Annotated in this window: 15 protein-coding genes; 10 read left to right on the top strand and 5 right to left on the bottom strand. The window is 64.8% G+C overall.

The window, feature by feature from the left end:
- Nucleotides 1-2 precede the first annotated feature (2 nt).
- From ACOOFN_RS06620 to ACOOFN_RS06600, 5 genes are all read left to right on the top strand, one after another.
- Nucleotides 3-2,264 carry a M3 family metallopeptidase gene (locus tag ACOOFN_RS06620; protein WP_420434911.1) on the top strand — a complete coding sequence of 754 codons (2,262 nt, stop codon included), beginning with the start codon at nucleotides 3-5 and terminating at the stop codon, nucleotides 2,262-2,264.
- A gap of 74 nt (nucleotides 2,265-2,338) precedes the next feature.
- A complete protein-coding gene (locus ACOOFN_RS06615) occupies nucleotides 2,339-5,002 on the top strand; it encodes a M14 family zinc carboxypeptidase (RefSeq protein WP_420434909.1) in 2,664 nt (887 codons plus the stop codon).
- A 145-nt stretch (nucleotides 5,003-5,147) separates the two neighbouring features.
- Nucleotides 5,148-5,483, top strand: a complete 336-nt coding sequence (locus tag ACOOFN_RS06610; protein ID WP_420434907.1) for a UrcA family protein — start codon at nucleotides 5,148-5,150, stop codon at nucleotides 5,481-5,483.
- 82 nt (nucleotides 5,484-5,565) lie between these two features.
- Nucleotides 5,566-6,624, top strand: coding sequence for a helix-turn-helix domain-containing protein (locus ACOOFN_RS06605; protein WP_420434905.1), 1,059 nt, complete (start codon nucleotides 5,566-5,568; stop codon nucleotides 6,622-6,624).
- Between the two features lie 57 nt (nucleotides 6,625-6,681).
- A complete protein-coding gene (locus ACOOFN_RS06600) occupies nucleotides 6,682-7,134 on the top strand; it encodes a group III truncated hemoglobin (protein ID WP_420434903.1) in 453 nt (150 codons plus the stop codon).
- Here the strand turns inward: ACOOFN_RS06600 and ACOOFN_RS06595 are convergent, their stop codons facing one another.
- Entirely contained in the window at nucleotides 7,135-8,358 is a 1,224-nt protein-coding gene (locus ACOOFN_RS06595; RefSeq protein ID WP_420434901.1) for a saccharopine dehydrogenase family protein, read from the bottom strand.
- A gap of 195 nt (nucleotides 8,359-8,553) precedes the next feature.
- Here ACOOFN_RS06595 and ACOOFN_RS06590 point away from each other — a divergent pair, with 195 nt between their 5' ends.
- Entirely contained in the window at nucleotides 8,554-9,333 is a 780-nt protein-coding gene (locus ACOOFN_RS06590) for a hypothetical protein (protein WP_420434899.1), read from the top strand.
- 76 nt (nucleotides 9,334-9,409) lie between these two features.
- Here ACOOFN_RS06590 and ACOOFN_RS06585 read toward each other — a convergent pair whose 3' ends face one another.
- Entirely contained in the window at nucleotides 9,410-10,198 is a 789-nt protein-coding gene (locus ACOOFN_RS06585; protein WP_420434897.1) for a DUF3108 domain-containing protein, read from the bottom strand.
- Nucleotides 10,199-10,322: 124 nt separating this feature from the next.
- On the opposite strand from ACOOFN_RS06585, the gene ACOOFN_RS06580 reads away from it, so the two are divergent.
- The gene (locus tag ACOOFN_RS06580; protein WP_420434895.1) at nucleotides 10,323-12,320 is read left to right on the top strand and encodes a TonB-dependent receptor; all 1,998 of its coding nucleotides are present in this window, start codon (nucleotides 10,323-10,325) and stop codon (nucleotides 12,318-12,320) included.
- 53 nt (nucleotides 12,321-12,373) lie between these two features.
- Here ACOOFN_RS06580 and ACOOFN_RS06575 read toward each other — a convergent pair whose 3' ends face one another.
- Nucleotides 12,374-13,234, bottom strand: a complete 861-nt coding sequence (locus ACOOFN_RS06575; protein WP_420434893.1) for a hypothetical protein — start codon at nucleotides 13,232-13,234, stop codon at nucleotides 12,374-12,376.
- Nucleotides 13,235-13,327: 93 nt separating this feature from the next.
- Nucleotides 13,328-14,608 carry a S8 family serine peptidase gene (locus ACOOFN_RS06570; protein ID WP_420434891.1) on the bottom strand — a complete coding sequence of 427 codons (1,281 nt, stop codon included), beginning with the start codon at nucleotides 14,606-14,608 and terminating at the stop codon, nucleotides 13,328-13,330.
- 83 nt (nucleotides 14,609-14,691) lie between these two features.
- Between ACOOFN_RS06570 and ACOOFN_RS06565 the strand changes: the two genes are divergently transcribed.
- The 3 genes from ACOOFN_RS06565 to ACOOFN_RS06555 are packed head-to-tail and all read left to right on the top strand — an operon-like array spanning nucleotide 14,692 to nucleotide 16,472.
- Nucleotides 14,692-15,204, top strand: a complete 513-nt coding sequence (locus ACOOFN_RS06565; protein WP_420434889.1) for an RNA polymerase sigma factor — start codon at nucleotides 14,692-14,694, stop codon at nucleotides 15,202-15,204.
- Entirely contained in the window at nucleotides 15,201-15,896 is a 696-nt protein-coding gene (locus ACOOFN_RS06560) for an anti-sigma factor family protein (RefSeq protein WP_420434887.1), read from the top strand. Before ACOOFN_RS06565 ends, ACOOFN_RS06560 begins: the two co-directional genes overlap by 4 nt.
- Nucleotides 15,897-15,953: 57 nt before the next feature.
- Complete coding sequence (locus ACOOFN_RS06555) at nucleotides 15,954-16,472, top strand: hypothetical protein (protein ID WP_420434885.1); 519 nt, start codon at nucleotides 15,954-15,956, stop codon at nucleotides 16,470-16,472.
- A gap of 64 nt (nucleotides 16,473-16,536) precedes the next feature.
- On the opposite strand, the gene ACOOFN_RS06550 is transcribed toward ACOOFN_RS06555, so the two are convergent.
- Complete coding sequence (locus tag ACOOFN_RS06550; RefSeq protein ID WP_420434883.1) at nucleotides 16,537-18,087, bottom strand: class I adenylate-forming enzyme family protein; 1,551 nt, start codon at nucleotides 18,085-18,087, stop codon at nucleotides 16,537-16,539.
- Between the last annotated feature and the right edge of the window lie 90 nt (nucleotides 18,088-18,177).

Raw genomic sequence — 18,177 nt, 5'->3', positions numbered from 1 at the left:
CGATGAAACGCCTTTTGATCACCTCGACCAGCCTGGCTGCACTGGCCCTCGCCGCTTGCGGTGAGCCGGTCGCAGATGAGGCCGATACCGAAGCGATGACCCCGGAAGCGGCGTCGGAAGACGCAGCGGCGAACGACCAGACGGAAACCGCCGAAATCGATTGGCAAGCCGAACTCGAATCCAATCCGCTGCTCGCCGAACTGTCCGGCCCCTATGGCGGCGTCCCGCAATTTGACGCGGCCGAGCTCGACATGCTGGCGCCGGCGGTCCGTGCCGGAATGGCTGCGCACCTCGCCGAGATCGAGGAGATCGCCAACAATCCGGAACCGCCGACATTCGAGAACACGATCGTTGCCATGGAACGGTCCGGCCAGCCGTTGGGCCGCGTCTTCAATTTCTGGGGCATCTGGTCGTCCAACATGTCGAGCCCGGAATTTCGCGAATTACAGCGCGAGCTGTCGCCGGAACTCGCGGCTTACAATTCGCAGATCACCCAGAACGCGGCCCTGTTCGAGCGCATCCGCACCGTGCATGACGAGCAGATGGACGATCTGCGCGCCGACCAACAGCGCCTCGTCACGATCATCTATGACGGCTTTGCCCGCAATGGCGCCACGCTCGAGGGCGAAGCCGCCGAGCGCTATGCCGAGATCAATCAGCGCCTGTCCGAGCTGCATACGCAATTCGCCAACAATGTGCTGAACGACGAGGAAGCCTACGTCACCTACATCACGGAAGACCAGCTGGGCGGCCTGCCGCAATCCGTGGTCAACGCCTATGCGGCGGCTGCTGCCGAGCGCGGCCGTGACGGCGAATACGCGATCACCAATACCCGCTCCTCCATGGACCCCTTCCTCACCTTCTCGACCGAGCGTGACCTCCGCGAGACCGTGTGGCGGACCTATTACAATCGCGGCGACAATGGCGACGAGTTCGACAACAACGCGATCATTGCCGAGATCCTGCAATTGCGCGACGAGCGTGTCGGATTGCTGGGTTATGACAACTACGCCCAGTGGCGGCTGGAAAACCGCATGGCCGGCACGCCGGAACGCGCCATGGAATTGATGGAAGCGGTCTGGCCGGCAGCGATCGGCCGGGTTGCCGAGGAAGTCGCCGACATGCAGGCGCTGGCCGATGAGCGCGGCGACGACATAACCATCGAGCCTTGGGATTACCGCTACTACATGGAGCTGATCCGTCAGGACCGCTACGATCTCGATTCCAACGAGGTGCGCCAATACCTGCAGCTCGACAATCTGCTCGACGCGATGTTCTACGTCGCCGGCGAACTCTTCAATTTCGAGTTCACCCCGGTGCCGGAAGGCTCGGTTCCGGTCTGGCACGAGGACGTCACGGTCTATGAAGTCACCGACAGCGACAGCGGCGAGCATGTCGGCGTCTGGTATCTCGATCCGTTCGCCCGCACCGGAAAACGGTCCGGCGCCTGGGCTTCCTCGTTCCGCGGTCACACTACCTATGACGGACAGCAGACGCCGCTCTCGACGAACAATTCCAACTTCGTCAAGCCGGGACCCGGCGAGCCGGTGCTGATCTCCTGGGATGACGCCAACACCTTCTTCCACGAATTCGGTCATGCCCTGCACACCCTGTCCTCGAACGTCGCCTATCCGACGCTCAATGGCGGTGTGCGCGACTACACCGAATTCCAGTCGCAATTGCTCGAGCGCTGGCTGTTCACCGAGCCGGTGATCGAGAACTATTTTGTCCATGTCGAGACCGGCGAACCCATGCCGGACGAGCTGGTCGAGCGTATCCAGGCCGCTTCGACCTTCAACCAGGGCTTCGCGACGACGGAGTATCTCGCCTCGGCCCTGGTCGACATGGCGTATCACACCACAGATCCGGACGGCATCGACCCGGACGCATTCGAACGCGAGACGCTGGAACGGCTCGGCATGCCGGACGAGCTGCCGATGCGGCACCGTTCGACCCATTTCGGGCACATCTTCTCCGGTGAAGGCTATTCCGCCGGCTATTACGGCTACATGTGGGCGGACGTGCTGACCTCGGATGCCGCCGAAGCCTTCGCCCAGGCGCCTGGCGGTTTCTACGACCAGACCCTGGCTCAGAGCCTGGTCGACAATCTGTTCGCACCGCGCAATTCGGTCGATCCGGCCGAAGCCTACCGCGCCTTCCGCGGCCGTGACGCCGACATTGCGCCGCTGATGCGCGATCGCGGCTTCCCGGTACCGGAGAATGCGGACGGCGCCGGTGGCGAAGACGACGCCAACAACGACTAGCCTCGCCTTTTCAAGCGGCCCGGCGCATTCTCCGCCGGGCCGTTTTGTATCTGCCTTCCAGATCGGGGAAAAACATGCTGAATCGAATCCTGCCGGCGCTTGTTGCCGGGCTGCTTGTGACCGCATCCGCTCTCGCCCAGACGGCGTCGACACCGTTGGACGCGCGCTACGATCCCGACATTCCCGATCTTGAAACGGCCCTGGGGCATGATTTCGGTGCGGAGATCACCCCGCCGGAAGACGCGGTAAACTATCTGCGTACGCTCGCCGCAGCGGCCCCGGACCGCATGCAGGTGTTCGATTACGCGGAAAGCTGGGAAGGCCGCCCGCTGGTCTATGCCGTCATCGGAAATGCCGATCTGATGGCGCGGCTCGACACGGTTCAGGCGGACTTGCAGCGTCTGGCCGATCCCCGGGCCTTGAGCGCCGCCGAGCGCCGCGAGCTGATCGATCGCCTGCCGGTTGTCGTCTGGCTCGCCTATGGCGTTCACGGCGACGAGATATCCTCCACCGATGCCGCGCTGCGCACTGCCTATCACCTGATCGCCGCCCAGAACGACCCGGTTACCGAGACCATTTTCGAAGACGCGCTGGTCATCATCGACCCGGTCCAGAACCCGGATGGCCGCAACCGTTTCGTCAATTCCTTCACCCAGGCGCGCGGACTGCAGCCGGACGGCTTTCGCTGGTCGGCCGAACACGACCAGCCCTGGCCCGGAGGGCGCCACAATCACTACCTCTTCGACATGAATCGCGACTGGTTCATCCAGTCGCAGCCGGAAACCCGCGGCCGCATCACCGCCATGATGGACTGGTCGCCGATGGTGATCGTCGATGCACACGAGATGGGCGGCGACCTCAATTATTTCTTCCCGCCGGTCGCTCCGCCGGTCAATCCGGTCCTGGGCGACGGCCAGATCGAGGCGCAGGACATTGTCGGACAGAACAATGCGCGCTGGTTCGACCGGCTCGGCTATGACTATTTCACGCGCGAGATCTTCGATGCCTTCTATCCCGGCTATGGCGACACGTGGCCGATGCTGCATGGCGGTGTTGCCTTCACATATGAACAGGGTTCGGCGCGCGGCCTGGTCTGGACCCGCCGCAATGGCGACGACCTGACCTATGCGCGCAGCGTCGAGCAGCATTTCATCGCCGGCCTGTCGACCGCCGAAGTGGCAGCGGCCAACCGCGAACGCTTTGTGCGCGGCTATGCCGAGGCGCGCGCCGCTGCCGCCGGGGACAATGAGGGCCCCGCCGCCGTCCTGCTGTCGCGCGCCGGCAATCGCTGGGGCGCCGAACAGCTGGCGCGGCTGATCGCCCGCAACGGTATCGAGATTTCCCGTCTCGACGACGGCACCTCGCTGTGTGGCGAAACGCTGGACGAAGGCGGCTTCCTCGTGCAACTCAACCAGCCGGCCGGACAGCTGGCCCGCACCCTGCTCGAACGCGACACGCCGATCCCCGAAGACTTCCTGACCGAGCAGGAAGACCGCCGCCTGCGCGGGCTCGACCATGAAATGTACGATGTCACCGCCTGGTCGTTGCCGGTCATGTTCAATGTCACGGCAACGGAATGCCGCTCCCGCCCCGACGCACAGGGAGAGGCCGTGACCGCCGACGATCCGGTGCAGGCCGAAACCGGCGAACGCGGCGAGTTCGGCTATGTCATTCCCTGGACCGATGCCGGCCAGGCGCAACTGGTTGCGCGTCTGGCGGCCGAGGGCGTCACCATGCGCACCGCGGGCAGTGCCTTCACGATTGACGGCGAGACCTGGCCGGCCGGCTCTGTGGTAGTGCCCCGCGCCGGCGCGCCGGCCAGTCTTGATTCCATGATGCGGTTGCACGCGCGGACCATTGGCGCGGCCTATGCCGGTCTCGACACGAGCTGGACCGAGGACGGGCCGAATTTCGGCTCCGGCCAGTTTGCCGAGATTGTCGCGCCGCGCATCGCCATGGCCTGGGGTGAGGGCACGGACCCGAACTCCGTCGGCGGGCTCCGCTATGTGCTCGAGCAGCGCTATGGCCTGCCGGTGACGGTGATCCGCGCCTCGCGCCTCGCCTTCGCCGACTTGTCCGGTTTCGACGTGCTGTTGCTGCCCGAGCAGCGCGGCAGTGGCTATGGCCGCCAGATCGGCGAGAGCGGTGCCGAGACCCTGTCGCGCTTTGTCCGCGCTGGCGGTACGCTCGTCGCGCTGGGTGATGCCACCCGCTTCGTAACCGATCCCGACATCGACCTCTTGCCGATCCGCCGCGAGCTCGCGGCCGACACGCCGACCGACGGAAATGGCGAAGGCGGCACCGTTGCCGGCACCGTGATCGCCGATGAAACCGCGTTGCGCGAGGCGCTCGAACCGCGCAATGCCCGGCCTGACGTCTCACCCGGTGCGCTGCTCAACATCACTGCCAATCCCGACAGCTTCCTGTCGGCCGGCTATGAAAACGGCGCTGCAACGATGGTGACCGGATCTGACATCTACACCACCGTGCCGCTCGACGAGGCCGATACCGTCTTCCGTTTTGCTGCGGCCGACGACCTCGTCGCGTCGGGTTATCTCTGGGCCGAGAATGCCGAGCAGATCGCCTTCAAGCCGTTCATGGTGTCGCGCCGTATCGGCTCGGGCTTCGTCGTCGCCTTTACCCAGGATCCGACCGCGCGCGCCTACCAGACCGGCCTCGATCTCGCCGTCCTGAACGCGGTGATCCTTGCGCCAGCGCGTTCACGGCGCTTGAGATAGCGGGAATGCCTGCGCATTTCTGAAATTCATCGCACGATTCCGAAAAGGATCGCGCGATTTTCGAAATCGCGGAGCACAGGGGCCCGCCGCCTGCCAGATTGATCTCGTCAGCCGCCCGAAGCGGCGAAAACAAACGAGGTCGATCATGTTCAATGCGCTTCTCCCCGCCCTTTTCCTCGGCGCCACCACCCTGGCCGGCAACCCGGCCAGCGCCGAGCTGTCCTTTGCCACCGCCGATCTGGCGACGCCTGCGGGCGCCCAAGCGGTTTACGACCGCATCGCCGATACCGCGCAGCGCGTCTGCGCCGAGGAAAACCGCTACGGCGCCATGTCGGCGACCGCCACCCGCCTGTGTGTCAGCGACACGATCGAGCGCACGCTCGAAGCGGTCGCCGCACCGCAGCTCAACGAAATCCATGCGTCCCGGAGCGTCTCCCCAGATGGACGGGATCGCGTGGTGCTGGCCGCCAACCGCGACTAGCTTGCCTGGCCTGCCAGCCTGACCGCCACCCCCCGTCGCGTTCAGGCTGGCAGGAATTTTCGTTTGAGGTCATAATCGCCCCATGTCCGACGCGGAACTGATCGAGATTATCGCCCGTATGAGTGCGGGCGTTCTGTGCCTGCTCACAAGCGCCATCCTGCTCGTCAATGCCCGCCAGTCGCTGGCTGCCCGGCTCGGCGCGCTGTTCGGCCTGGGCGCGTTTGCCTACATGATCTGTGGTTCGCAGACGATGCGCGACCTGCTCGGCGCCTGGCATTTGCCTTTGGTCCCGCTGGGTTGGCTCGACGGCGTCTTCTTCTGGTGGTTCTGTCTCGCCCTGTTCTGCGACCAGTACCGCTTCCGCGCTGCGCATCTCGCGCCGGCCGTCCTGATCCTTGCGGTGATTCCGATCGATTACGGGATAGGCGGTCCGCTGGTGCTTGATCTGGCCACCCTGGTCAAACAGCTCGCCTCGATCCTGCTGTTCCTGCACGCCACCTATTTCGCGCTGTTGAGCCTGAAGGACGACCTCGTCGACGATCGCCGCCGCTTCCGCGTTGTGATTGCGGTTTCGGTCGGTCTGTCCGCCGTGATCCTGATGGGGCTCGACATCGTGCTTCAGGACACCGCGCTGGTCACAGCCTACCGCGTCGTGTCCTCCGTCTGGCTGCTGATCCTGTCTTTTGCCTTCGCCATGTGGGCGCTGCGCGCCAGCCCGGTCATGTTTGTTGATCGCAAGACGGTGATGCGCCGGCACGATACGGCGGCGGCGATCGCAGCGGTCGCACCGGCTGACAAGCCGCTCCTCGCCCGCCTCGAATCCGCCATGGAAGCCGGCGCCTATCGCGAGACCGGCCTCACTGTCGGCAAGCTGGCCGACCGGCTCGCCACGCCCGAGCACCGCTTGCGCAAGCTCATCAACCAGGGCCTCGGCTACCGCAATTTCTCCGCCTACATCAATTCCCACCGGGTCGAGGACGCCAAGGAAATCCTCGCCGACCCGGAACAGGCGCGGCGCCAGATCCTGCAGGTCGCACTCGATCTCGGTTATGGCTCGATCGCCAGCTTCAACCGCGCCTTCCGCGAAGCCACCGGCGAGGCGCCGACCAGCTTCCGCCGAAAGGCGTTGATGGCGGACTAACAGGGTGCGTCAGTATCGCGCCTTGCGGCTCCGCCATTTCCCGCCGACAAGGCGCTGATGAGACAGACCGTGATCCGCAGTGCATCGGAGCGTCGGCAGGCGATCCGCGAGAACGCCGCGGCGATGGGCATTGATGACGCCTACATCTCGGTCCTTGTCGAGACATTCTACGAGCGCGTGCGGGCGCACCCGGTGCTTGGCCCGGTGTTCAATGATGCGATCGGCGACAATTGGCCGGAACATCTCGCAAGGATGAAGGATTTCTGGGCGTCGGTGGCGCTCAATGCGGGCCGTTATTCCGGCAAGCCCGTTCCCGCGCACAAGAAACATGCCAGCATCAAGCCGCAGCATTTCGGCGTCTGGCTCGGCCTGTTCGAACAGACCCTGACAGACACGGCGCCCACGCCGGGCGCCCTGTCCTACTTCATGGAGCGCGCTCACCGCATCGCGCAGAGCCTGCAGCTTGCGCTATTCGGCATGCCGGGACTGGAAACGGAAACCCGCGCCTGATCAGCTCTCGATCGCGAACGTCAGTCCGGCTTTCGCCTGCAACCGGTCAACCAGCTTGCCATTCATGGCCGTTGCCGGTGTCCAGATGCCGCCCGGCGTAGTCTCCCGGTCGATATCGAGCAGCAGGCATAGCGCACATTCGGAGATCATTTTCGACGTCGATCCATAGCCGGGATCCTTGTCGCCCTTCACCGAGGCCTTCAGCACCTTGCCGTCCGCGCCCTCGCCGATGAACAAGATGTCGTAGAACCCGGTTTCGCGCGCCTCCTTGTCCGGGCCTTCGCCGGGCTTCGGCATCATGAAGGTCTTCAGGATCCAGCGCGTCGGGGCCATCGCCAGCATGATGTTCTGCACCTTCTCTTGCCGGGCGGCCGACCTGGCGCGCTTCTCGCCCTTCTCCCCGTCACCGGTGAGCATGCGCTCGTCATAGACGAAGTCCGCACCATAAGGGTGTCCGGCAAGGAAGTTCGAGCGGTGCACGTTCTTGGTGTTGATCGGCGCCATGATGAAGGGCGCCGTCCAGGATCCGGCGGTCTCGTCATATTCGGCTTCGGCGGAATGCGGTTGCTTGGGTCCCGAAAAGCCCGGGCACAGGGAAAACGGATTGGTCAGCAGTTTGAGCAGGGACCGGTCCTTGCTCACCGCGGCGATCGTGGCTGTCAGGCTGGCCGCAGTGCCTCCCGAGAAGGTTCCTTTCATTCCGCGCACGCGGCCCTTGATGCGGGGCAGCACGGCGCCGAGCGACGCCTTGGCTTCGGCCTGCAGGAACCAGACACCGAGATCGAAGGGCACGCTGTCAAAGCCGCAGGAAAACACCAGCCGGGCGCCGCTGGCCGAAGCCGCATCCTGGTATTTCCCGATCATCTGCGCCATCCAGGCCGGCTCACCGCACAAATCGACATAATCCGTGCCCGCGTCCGCACACGCAGCCAGCAGCGCTTCGCCGTAGAGCTGGTAGGGTCCCACCGTCGTGATCACGACTTTCGCCGACCCGGCCATCGCCTTCAGCGAAGCCGGATCGCCGGCGTCCGCCGTTATCAGATCGACATCGGGCGAAATGCCCATTTCATCGCGCACCGATTCCAGCTTGGCCCGGGAACGGCCGGCCATCGCCCATTTCACGGTCGCATCGCCGCGATAGGTCCGGTCGAGATACTCCGCCACCAGGCGGCCGGTGAATCCCGTCGCGCCGTAAACCACGATGCCATAGTCACGCTCTGCCATGGGTAAGTCTCCATTGTTCGCCGAAGCATTGCGCATCGCCGTGGTGCGTCAAGCGAATTGCAGTCCTGCCGTGAACGTCATTTTGCAGTACGCCAGGCCGGGTGCCCCGGCGCTCTGATCACGATATGCATTCTCCCGGAACTCCGATTTGGCCTTCGCGTTGTATTGGTGCTCGCAACCAATGGAGAGCTTGAAATGAAAATCGCAACGACCGGCCTTGTACTGGCCATGATCCTGCCGACGACGGCAGCTATGGCGCAGGTCACCGACCTCACGGGTTCTGTCCAGAACCAGACGCGGGGCTCCTTGTCGTCCACGACAAGCCAGACCACGCAAGGCATCGTCGACCAGCGCAGCGGAATCGACTCCCGCCTCGATCAGCAAACAGATCTTGATTCCCGGCTGGACCAACAGACGGACCTTGATTCGCGCCTGGACCAGCAGACGGATATCGATTCCCGACTCGACCAACAGACGGATATCGATTCTCGCCTGGACAGCGGTGTGAACACGGATCTTGGTGTTGACGACACGGTCAACGCCCAGACCGACGCCACGCTGGACGCGCAGACGCGCATGCGCCAGACGCTGCAAACCTCGCTGACGGCCTATGACCGCAGCAATGCCAGCGCCCGCTTGGCATCGCAGCTGGAGCAGCGCTCGCAAATGTATGCGGGCGGTTCGGTCAGCGCTGATGCGCCGGACAGTGCGTCGGCCTATACCGGCGCCGCGGCGTCCTCCCACGCCGGCGGAAGCGGCCATGTGGCCGTTTACAGCAGTGACGGCTATCGCATCGGTACCGTCGCCCGTTATGACGCCGACACGAATGGTCAGGTTCACTTCGACCGTTCGGGCATCAATACCGAGGGTGTTGTTGCTGTCTCGGAAAGCGATGCAATGTTCGACGCGGACGCACAGGCCATCGTGCTGAATGCGACGCGGGCGGATGTATCCGGCATGGCATCGGTGGGCTAACGCCTTCCGATCCTGTCTCCCCTGGGAAAGGCGCGGCTTCGGCCGCGCCTTTTCTTTTGTTCGGAACAACCCCTGCCTAATCCAGCCGCAATTCGCGCAATTCCACCGTCACGCCGCCAAATCCGGCCCGTGTGTGCAGGCGGACGGGAAGGAAAGCTGTGCCGTCGCCGATCGGCGCGATCCACATGCGCAAGGGGTGCCGGGTTTCGCCCGGTTCCGGCCAATCCTCCGGGTCATAGCCGGAAATCGGCGCATAATAGGCATCACAAACCAGAACCTCGCCGCGATAGCCGCGCGTGCGGATGGTTTCAATGCCACGCGAAACCAGATTGAGATCATAGCGCTGCTTGCCGTCGAAGACCGGGATCACGCCTTCACAGGGCGCGCTGTCGCTAGCCGTGACGAGTTCCGAGAGCAGCAGCGTCGCCGTCATCGGGTCGACCACGCCGGTCCGGTCGGTTTCGCTCGCCGGCGGATCGCCCCATGACGAGAAGGCCGGTGAAGCGGTGGACCGTGCGATCCCGTCCTCGAAATCGACATCGACCACACGGGTCTTGTCACCTGTCCGTTCGATATGGCCGTAATTGACCGGTACCGGATGGCCTTGCGCGAAGAGCCCTTCCACGTCCGAATCGATCGAGAAATCGGTGAACAGGGCCGCCAGCCCGGCCGCTTGCACATGCGCCCGGGCGGCATAGCCGTCGATGCCGAGATTTGCATTGAGCGACACACGGCCCACGCGAAACACCAGTACGGATGCCGTGTAATCTGCCTCGATCTCCAGCGCAGTGCGGCGATTGGCCGACGCGTCCGGCGCCAGCAGGCTGCAAGCCGCGATCGCGGCAATCATGCGCCAGTACGTCATCAAGCCCGGCCTCCACCTGTCCCCGCAACCATCCCCCGCAAAAAGCCTAGCGCGGTAACGCGAAATGTCATCTGCCGCCGCCGTCAAATTGCCCTGCGCGGCGGGCTGACTACATTGCTCCCGCATGACCCGCGCTTTCATTGCTGCCTTCTTGTTTTTTGCCGCACCGGCCATTGCGCAGGACGTCATCGTCGTCACCGGAGACCGCCGCGGCGAGGCACGCGTCGAAACCGTATTGCCGATCACGTTTATCTCGCGCGATGCGATTATCGAGACCGGATCCCAGCACCCGGCCGAGCTGGTCAACCGCACGCCCGGCGCTTTCATCAATCGTGGCAACGGCGTCGAGCATCTCACCGCCATCCGGTCGCCGGTCCTGACCGGGGGCGCCGGGGCGGGGTCCTTCCTCTATCTCGAGGACGGAATCCCTTTGCGCGCCGCCGGCTTTGCCAATGTCAACGGCCTGTTCGAGGCGCTTGGCGGACTGACCGGCAGTGTCGAGATCGTGCGGGGTCCGGGCCCGGCGCTTTACGGCTCCAATGCGCTGCATGGACTGATCAATTATCGCACGCCCGGCCCGGCCACACTGCCACCGACGCTGGAGCTGGAAGCCGGCTCCCTCGGCCGCGTACGCGGACACGCGCTGTGGAGCGCGACGTCGGAAAACCTGCAATGGCTGGCCGGCCTGGCAGGCCAGCACGAGGAGGGCTGGCGCGCCGAGGCCGGGCTCGACCGGCTCGAAGCCTTGTTGCGCGCACAAGGCAGCACGCCGCGACTCGACTGGCGCTTCACCCTCGCAGCGATCTCGCTCAACCAGGAGACCGCCGGCTATATTCGCGGCCCGCGCGCCTATGAGAATCTGTCGCTATCGCGCAGTAATCCGGATCCGGAGGGTTTCCGCGATGCCTATACCGTGCGCGCAGCCTTGCGGCTCGAAGCGGATCTCGACGGCCCGTGGCACGGGTCGCTGACCCCCTACGCCCGGTCCAATGCGATGGATTTCCGTATGCATTTCCTGCCGTCAGAGGCGCTCGAGGAAAGCGGTCATGACAGTATCGGTCTGCAGGCCGCGCTGGTCCGGCAAGCCGCGTCCGGTCGCCTGACACTGGGTGCAGATATCGAGCGTACGCAAGGCTATCTGACGGAAACCCAGGAGCGGCCGACCGTTTTCTCCTTCGTGCAGGGCGAACATTATGATTACACGGTGAGGGCGGATGTCGCGGCGCTCTATGCGCAGGCTCGCTGGTCGCTGTCGCCGGCATGGACGCTGCACGCCGGCGCGCGCTGGGAAGCCACGCGCTTCGACTATGACAATCATTTGCCCGCCAACACTGTCGGCCGCTATCTGCGCCCGCCGGACCGCACAGACGATTTCGCGGTGTTGACCCCGCATGCCGGGCTGGTTTGGCAGCTTGCTGACAACAGAGCGGTGTTTGCACGCCTCGCGCGCGGCAGCCGCGCGCCGCAGACCGCCGAGCTCTACCGGCTGCAACCCGGTCAGGACATTTCCGGCATTGAACCGGAAGTGCTCGACAATGCGGAAATCGGCTACCGCCGCGGTTTTGCCGGTGGCGGCCGCCTCGAACTGGTCGCCTTTGCCATGCGCAAGACGAATGTCTTCTTTCGCGATGCCGATGGCTTCAATGTCACCGATGGTGCGACGCGCCATCACGGCATCGAGTTCGATCTCGACTGGCCGCTGACACAGCGTCTCGATGTCGCGCTCGCGGGAAGCTGGGCCGAGCACAGTTATGATTTCGACCGGGTGGTGGGCAATGCCAGCGAACTCATCCGTGCCGGCAATCGTATCGATTCGGCGCCCGAATGGCTCTGGAATGCCCGCCTCGACTGGCAGGCCACCGACCGGCTCCGGGCTGGCCTCGAATGGGTGCATGTCGGTGGCTATTTTACCGATGCCGCCAATGCCAATGACTATGACGGGCATGACCTCCTCAATCTGCGCCTGCGCTGGTCCGCCAATGACCGCGTCACATTGATCGGGACGATCCGCAATCTCGCAGATATCCGCTATGCCGAGCGCGCCGACTTTGCCTTTGGCAGTGCCCGCTACTTCCCCGGCGAGGAACGAGCGGTGAGCATCGGCCTGCGGATTACGCGCTGAGGCAAAAAGGGGCGGCCCGAAGACCGCCCCGGGAGCCATGCCTATCCGGATATCTACCGGACCCGGCGACGGGTCAGCATGTGCGCCGCCATCAGCAGCGTCAGGACGAGCAGCAGCGCGCAGCAGATTGAGAAGGCATTCTCGGAAATGCTTTGCGGATCAATCCATCTGTTGGCCGCGCGGGCCGGCACCGGCTGCGGCGTCACGCGCGAAGCGGGTTGAAGCGCTGGCGGTGTGGCCGCGACGGGTTCGGCCTGGGCCGGCTGGCTGCGATCGCGGATAATGACCGTGGAGCCCCCGGACCCGACATAAGCGGGGCGCGGGGCGGGCGAGGTCACCGCCACGGCAGGCGCGCTGGCGCTAACCGCCGGCACGGACACGGAAGAAGATGGCACCTCCACCGCGATTGACGCGGCGGCGTCATCGACCGTTTCGGCTGCGCTTTGCACCCGCGCCACGGGACGCGGGGCCGGCGGGTCGACCGTCACAATCGTGGATTGGCCGGCAACAGCGGTCTGGCCGGCAATGTCAGCAGAGCTGGTCGTGACCGCCGAGGCGGTGGATTGGCGCGGCGTGGCGGATGCTGCCGCAGTATTCGAAACGGCGGCAGAGGCCGTATCCGCGACACCCGTTTGCACCGCCGATTGCGATCCGGTGTTCATTATCGGTGCCTCGCGCGCTTCGACAGCGGCACTGCGGGCCTCCCGCAGGGCGCGGCGCTGGCGCATTTGCTCGATGCGCGAGGTCGGTACATCGGTTTGCAGGCGCGAGCCGATCCGGCTGGTCGCGTCGAGATCGAGCGCGTCGGTCTCGAGCTGCGTGGTATCCTGCACTGTACCGGTCACCGTGCCGAGCTGGGCGTGTGCGGCCGGGATGGCGGCCAGGATGGTGGCAATGGTCAAAAGCGTACGCATGAAATCCTCCCTTCGCGGACCGGGAACCGGCCGGTGGGCCGGGTCCGTCATGTCAGACAACGGATCGAGCGGGAGGTTTCTTCCGGAATAAAGCTAGCGGCGGCGCAGATCGGCTCGCCGTGCGCGGAACAGGTTATCGCCCACGGCGCCATGCCCGTAGACATCGTCGCGGCCGCGCCGGCCGAGATCGCGAGCGCTGGCGGCGAGCGCGGCTTCAGCGTCCTGTGGCGGACGTCCTGCGGCGATTTCCGTGGCAAGGAGACCGGCGACGATCGGGGCGGCGAAAGACGTGCCGCGCACCTGTACCCGCCGCCCGTTCAGCGACGGCCAGACCATGTCCATGCCGCGCGCCGCGAAGTCGACATGATCGCCCTGCACTGCCTCCGGCAGGATGCGATGGCTGGCATCAACGCCGGTTACGGCAATCACTTGCGGATAGGCGGCCGGATAGAGCGGCCGCGCATTTGCTCCGTCATTGCCGACCGCCGCGACGACGATCCGGCCTTGTGCGGTGAAGCGTTCAATCGCGGCGCGCAAGGCGACATTCCGCGGTCCGACAATGCTGATATTGACGACCCGCACATCCGCTTCCGCCATCCAGCCCAGCGCCCGCAGGATCGTGTCGGCCGAGCCGCCGGTCGGTTCCCCGCCGTAGACATCGGCAGCAAAGAGCCGCGCCCCCGGCGCCGCTCCGTCGGCCGATGCCAGGATGGCGGCGACCTGCAGACCGTGCTCGTGCGGCGCGACGCGCGACCCGCGGAAGGCGCGGGTCATCACCTGCCCGGGTGAGAAACTATCGGCCGGTACTCCGGCATCGATCATGCCGATCCGCACATCATTGCGGATCCCTGCGTCCTGGACGGTCTTGCGGCCGCCTGCTTCACCCGACAGCGTGTAGATCGGGTTGAGATCGAACAGCCCGCCCGGATCGAACTGCTGCAACAGGCCAAGCGCGCCCTGGGTGCCGATCCCCCTCGGCGCGCGCAAGCGCAGATAACGCAAGTTCAGCGCCGGTTCGCTGCGGTCCTCGATCACGGTGAACCCGGCGGCACTGGCCAGAGCGAGGAGGGCCGGCGACGGATCGATCACGATCACTTCTCCGCGCAGCACGACATCGCCTCCCGGCGCCCGCTCCAGCAGATCGCGATGGGCGCGAAGCAAGGTGTTCAGCGTGTCACGCCGGGCATCCTCGATCTCGTCGAGGACGCGTCGATCAAGCTCGTCCAGCAATCGCTCCGGTTCGCCCAGCGGCGTATCCGGCAGGCGCACCGGCAGCCGGTTGGGCAATCCGAGCTGGGCGAAGGCCGGCGCCGCGGCCAGCCAGAACACCGCAAGAAACAACAGGCGCAACACGTCAGGGCCTCCGGATTCCATTGAGCCGGCGGACTATGCCGGACCCGCAAAATCGATAACGTATGGAAGAAACGCATTCTTCCATTCGTTGCCGGAATAATAGCATGCCGCGAAAAGATGCCGAATTTCGGGCGGGATTGCTGGAAATCATGCCGCGCTTGCGGCGGTTCAGCCGGTCTCTGGCGCCCAATGACGCAGATGCCGACGATCTGCTCCAGATGGCGCTGGAGCGAGCGCTGACCCGGTCGGGCCAGTTTCAGGCCGGGACAAGACTGGACAGCTGGATGTACAGGATCATCAAGAATATCTGGATCGACGAGATCAGGGCCCGCACCCGGCGGGCCGCCACTTTTGCGCCGGAAGAGGCCGGAACCGGCGTCGGGGCCGAGGACCCGGCATTCGACAAGCGGATCCGCGCCCTGTCCGTCGAGGCCGCAATGCAGACCTTGCCCGCCGAGCAGCGCATCGCGGTTTCGCTCGTCCTCGTGGAGGGCTTGTCCTACAAGGAAGCGGCATCCGTACTCGACATACCGATGGGCACGCTGACCAGCCGCCTGGCGCGTGGTCGCCAGGCGCTTGAAGCGCAATTGTCCGAGAGCGAGGGAGACGCCGCATGAGCTGGCGCGATGAAGACATTCTGGCTTTCGTCGATGGCGAGATGCCGGCTGAAAGTCAGGCCCGTTTCGAAGCTGACCTCGAGGCCGATCCGGACCTTGCCGCACGTACACAGGCGCAGCGTCGTCTCGCCAACAGGATCCGCTCACACTATGCGCCCGTCGCCAACGATCCGGTGCCCCGGCGGTTCGCCGCCTTGCTGGGCGAGGAGGCGCCCGCCTACGGCGTGGCCGACCGGATTCGCAACTGGTTCACCGGTCCCCTGGCAGCACCGGGACTGGCCGCGCTGGCAAGTCTGGCGCTGGGCCTTTTTGTTGGCGCCCAGTTCCTGGCAACGGATTCCGGCATTTCCGGGCAGTCAACATTGGCCAATGCGCAGCTCGCGGCAGCTCTCGATGCCCCTGTTGGCAGCGAGGCCTGGCAGATTCCGGTCACCTTCCGCGACGAGAGCGGACGATATTGCCGTGCTTTCGCCGGGACGTCCGCTGCCACGCGTGGTCTCGCCTGCCGCGCGGAACAGGGCTGGCAGGTGCAATTGCTGATCTCCGGCGAGGAAAGGCCGGCGGCAGGCTACCAGCTCGCTGCGTCGCCCCTTCCGTCCACCCTGTTGGACGAGATTGACCGGCGCATTGACGGCGACCCTCTGGATGCCGAATCCGTCGAACGGGCGGCCGCTGCAGATTGGCGGGAATAAAAATCGCCTGTCATGCGTTGTCTTCCTTGCAGGACGTCATTTGCAAAGGAGGATGTCATGCAGATTCAGAAGCTTTTCCTCGCCACCGCCTTGCCGCTGGTCGCGCTCGCAAGCGCCGGTGCCTACGCACAATCGGGTGGATCCACCAGTTTCAGCTATCACCACAGCTATTACGAGGGCGGTTACGACCGCCAGAATTTCCGTTATTTCGAGCGCGCTTGCCAGCCGCGCTCGTCTGGCGGGCTGGGTTTGGGCGCAATGCTGGATGTTGGTCCGGTCCTGAACGTGAATGTCGGGCTCTCGGGCCGCTTCAACGAGTGTGACGAGCGCCAGTATGCCCATGCCAGCGGCTGGTCCGCAGAGTATCGGGCACCGTCCTATTGGGAAAATCCCAGGACCGGTGCGAAGGGCGCCATCCAGCCCCGCGATTATTATCGTCGCGGCCACCAGACCTGCGCCAGTTTCGAATCCGAATCCTGGTCGGGATATGGTGACTATGATCGCGGCTCGTTCGAAATGTGCCGCAACAGCCATGGCGAATGGGAATTCGCAGGGTCCTACGCGCACCGCCGCTAGGACGGAAAAACTCTGATCCTTCGACGGATCAAGCCGGGCCGGAGCGTTGTCTCCGGTCCGTTTTCTATCCGAACCGGGCACGCAGTTCGCGTTTCAGCACCTTGCCGTTCGCATTGCGCGGCAATTCGTCGACAAAGCGCGCGCCACGCAGGCGTTGCTGCTTGCCCAGCCTGGCGTTTGCCCACTCGACCAGGGCCATTGCACCCGGCGCCTCGCCGTTCGCAGCGACGATGATTGCCAGCGGTGTTTCGCCCCATTTGGCGTCGGGAATGCCGATTACCGCGACATCGGCGATGGCCTCGTGCCCGATCAGCACCGTCTCGATGTCCTTGGGATAGATATTCTGTCCGCCGGACACGATCATGTCCTTCTTGCGATCGACAATGTAGAGGAAACCGTCTTCGTCCAGCTGGCCGATATCGCCGGTGCGCAGCCAGACAGCGCCGGTCTCGTCCGTCCAGCTCGCCTCGCGGGTCGCATCGGATCGATTGTGATAGAAGGGCATGGCGATCCGGCCGCGGCCGACAATCTCTCCGGCGGTGCCGGGAGCGCAATTCTGGTTGTCATCGTCGAGGATTCGGATATCGGTACCCGCCAGCGGCTTGCCGACCGAGGCCAGCCGGCCCGGCGCATCCTCCGGGTCCAGTGTCGTGATCAGCCCCTCGGTCAGCCCGTAGAGCTCGATCACCCCGGGACAGATTTCCAGCCAGGCTGCCTTGGTGTGCGCCAGTAAGGGCGATCCGCAGGACATCACGTATTGCAGCGAAGCCAGCTGGCCGGCATCGAAACCCGGATCGTCGAGAACGCGTTGATACTGCACCGGCACCATGGCGGTGTGCGTGATGCCATGTCGGGCGGTCTGGTCCTGCACATCGGCCGCGCTGAAGCCGGGACGAATGTGCAGCGTGCCGCCGGCCAGCCAGGTGCACAGCATCATCACCCAGCTGATATTGGAATAAAGCCCCAGCGCGACCAGCGTGCGGGCGCCGGAATGATAACGCAGAGCGATGGCAAGATCATAGGCCCAGTCGAGCCGCGTGCCGTGCGTGTGCAAAATGCCCTTCGGCTGCCCGGTCGTCCCCGACGAATAGATGATGTTGAGCGGATCGTCGCGCTTCGCGCGCCAGGCCGGCGGGCTGTCGGCAGCGCCTTGCGCCCATGCGTCCAGCGCCTGCCAGACGGAATGGTCAGTGCCGTCGAGCAGCTTCAGCTCGGGCAGTTTGCCGCCGGCATCTGCCGCGGCAGCGTCCAGCGATGCGGCATGGGTTGGCGATGCGACGACCGCACGCGCCCCTGCGTCTCTGATCATCGTCAGCATGGCATCCGGCTGGACGCTGGTATTGAGCGGCGCGGTGACCAGCCCGGCCTTCATCGCCGCGGCAATCACCAGCGCCATTTCCGCGCTGTTCGACATGGCCAGGGCGATGGCGTCGCCCGGTTGCAGTCCGGAAGCCAGGAAGGCATTGGCCCGGCGATTGGCAGCCGCCTCGAATTCGGCCCAGCTCAGCGTGCCGCTTTTCTCACAGACCAGCGCCGCCTGTCCGCTGCGCCAGCGCGCGTGCAGTGACAGGATCTCGGGAAAGAACGGTGCGTGCGATGTCAGCCGCAATGGCATGCTGCGAGCCTCCCCTTCAGCCCGACCTCATGGTGGGCGCGAAGGCGCGCTGCCGTCAACAAAATTTAGACAAGCGTTGAATTTGTTGAG

The organism is Hyphobacterium sp. (assembly GCF_965217055.1).
Taxonomy (GTDB): Bacteria; Pseudomonadota; Alphaproteobacteria; order Caulobacterales; family Maricaulaceae; genus Hyphobacterium.
The sequence above is the reverse complement of the archived record's forward strand: the minus strand, read 5'-3'. Positions and strand labels throughout refer to the sequence as shown.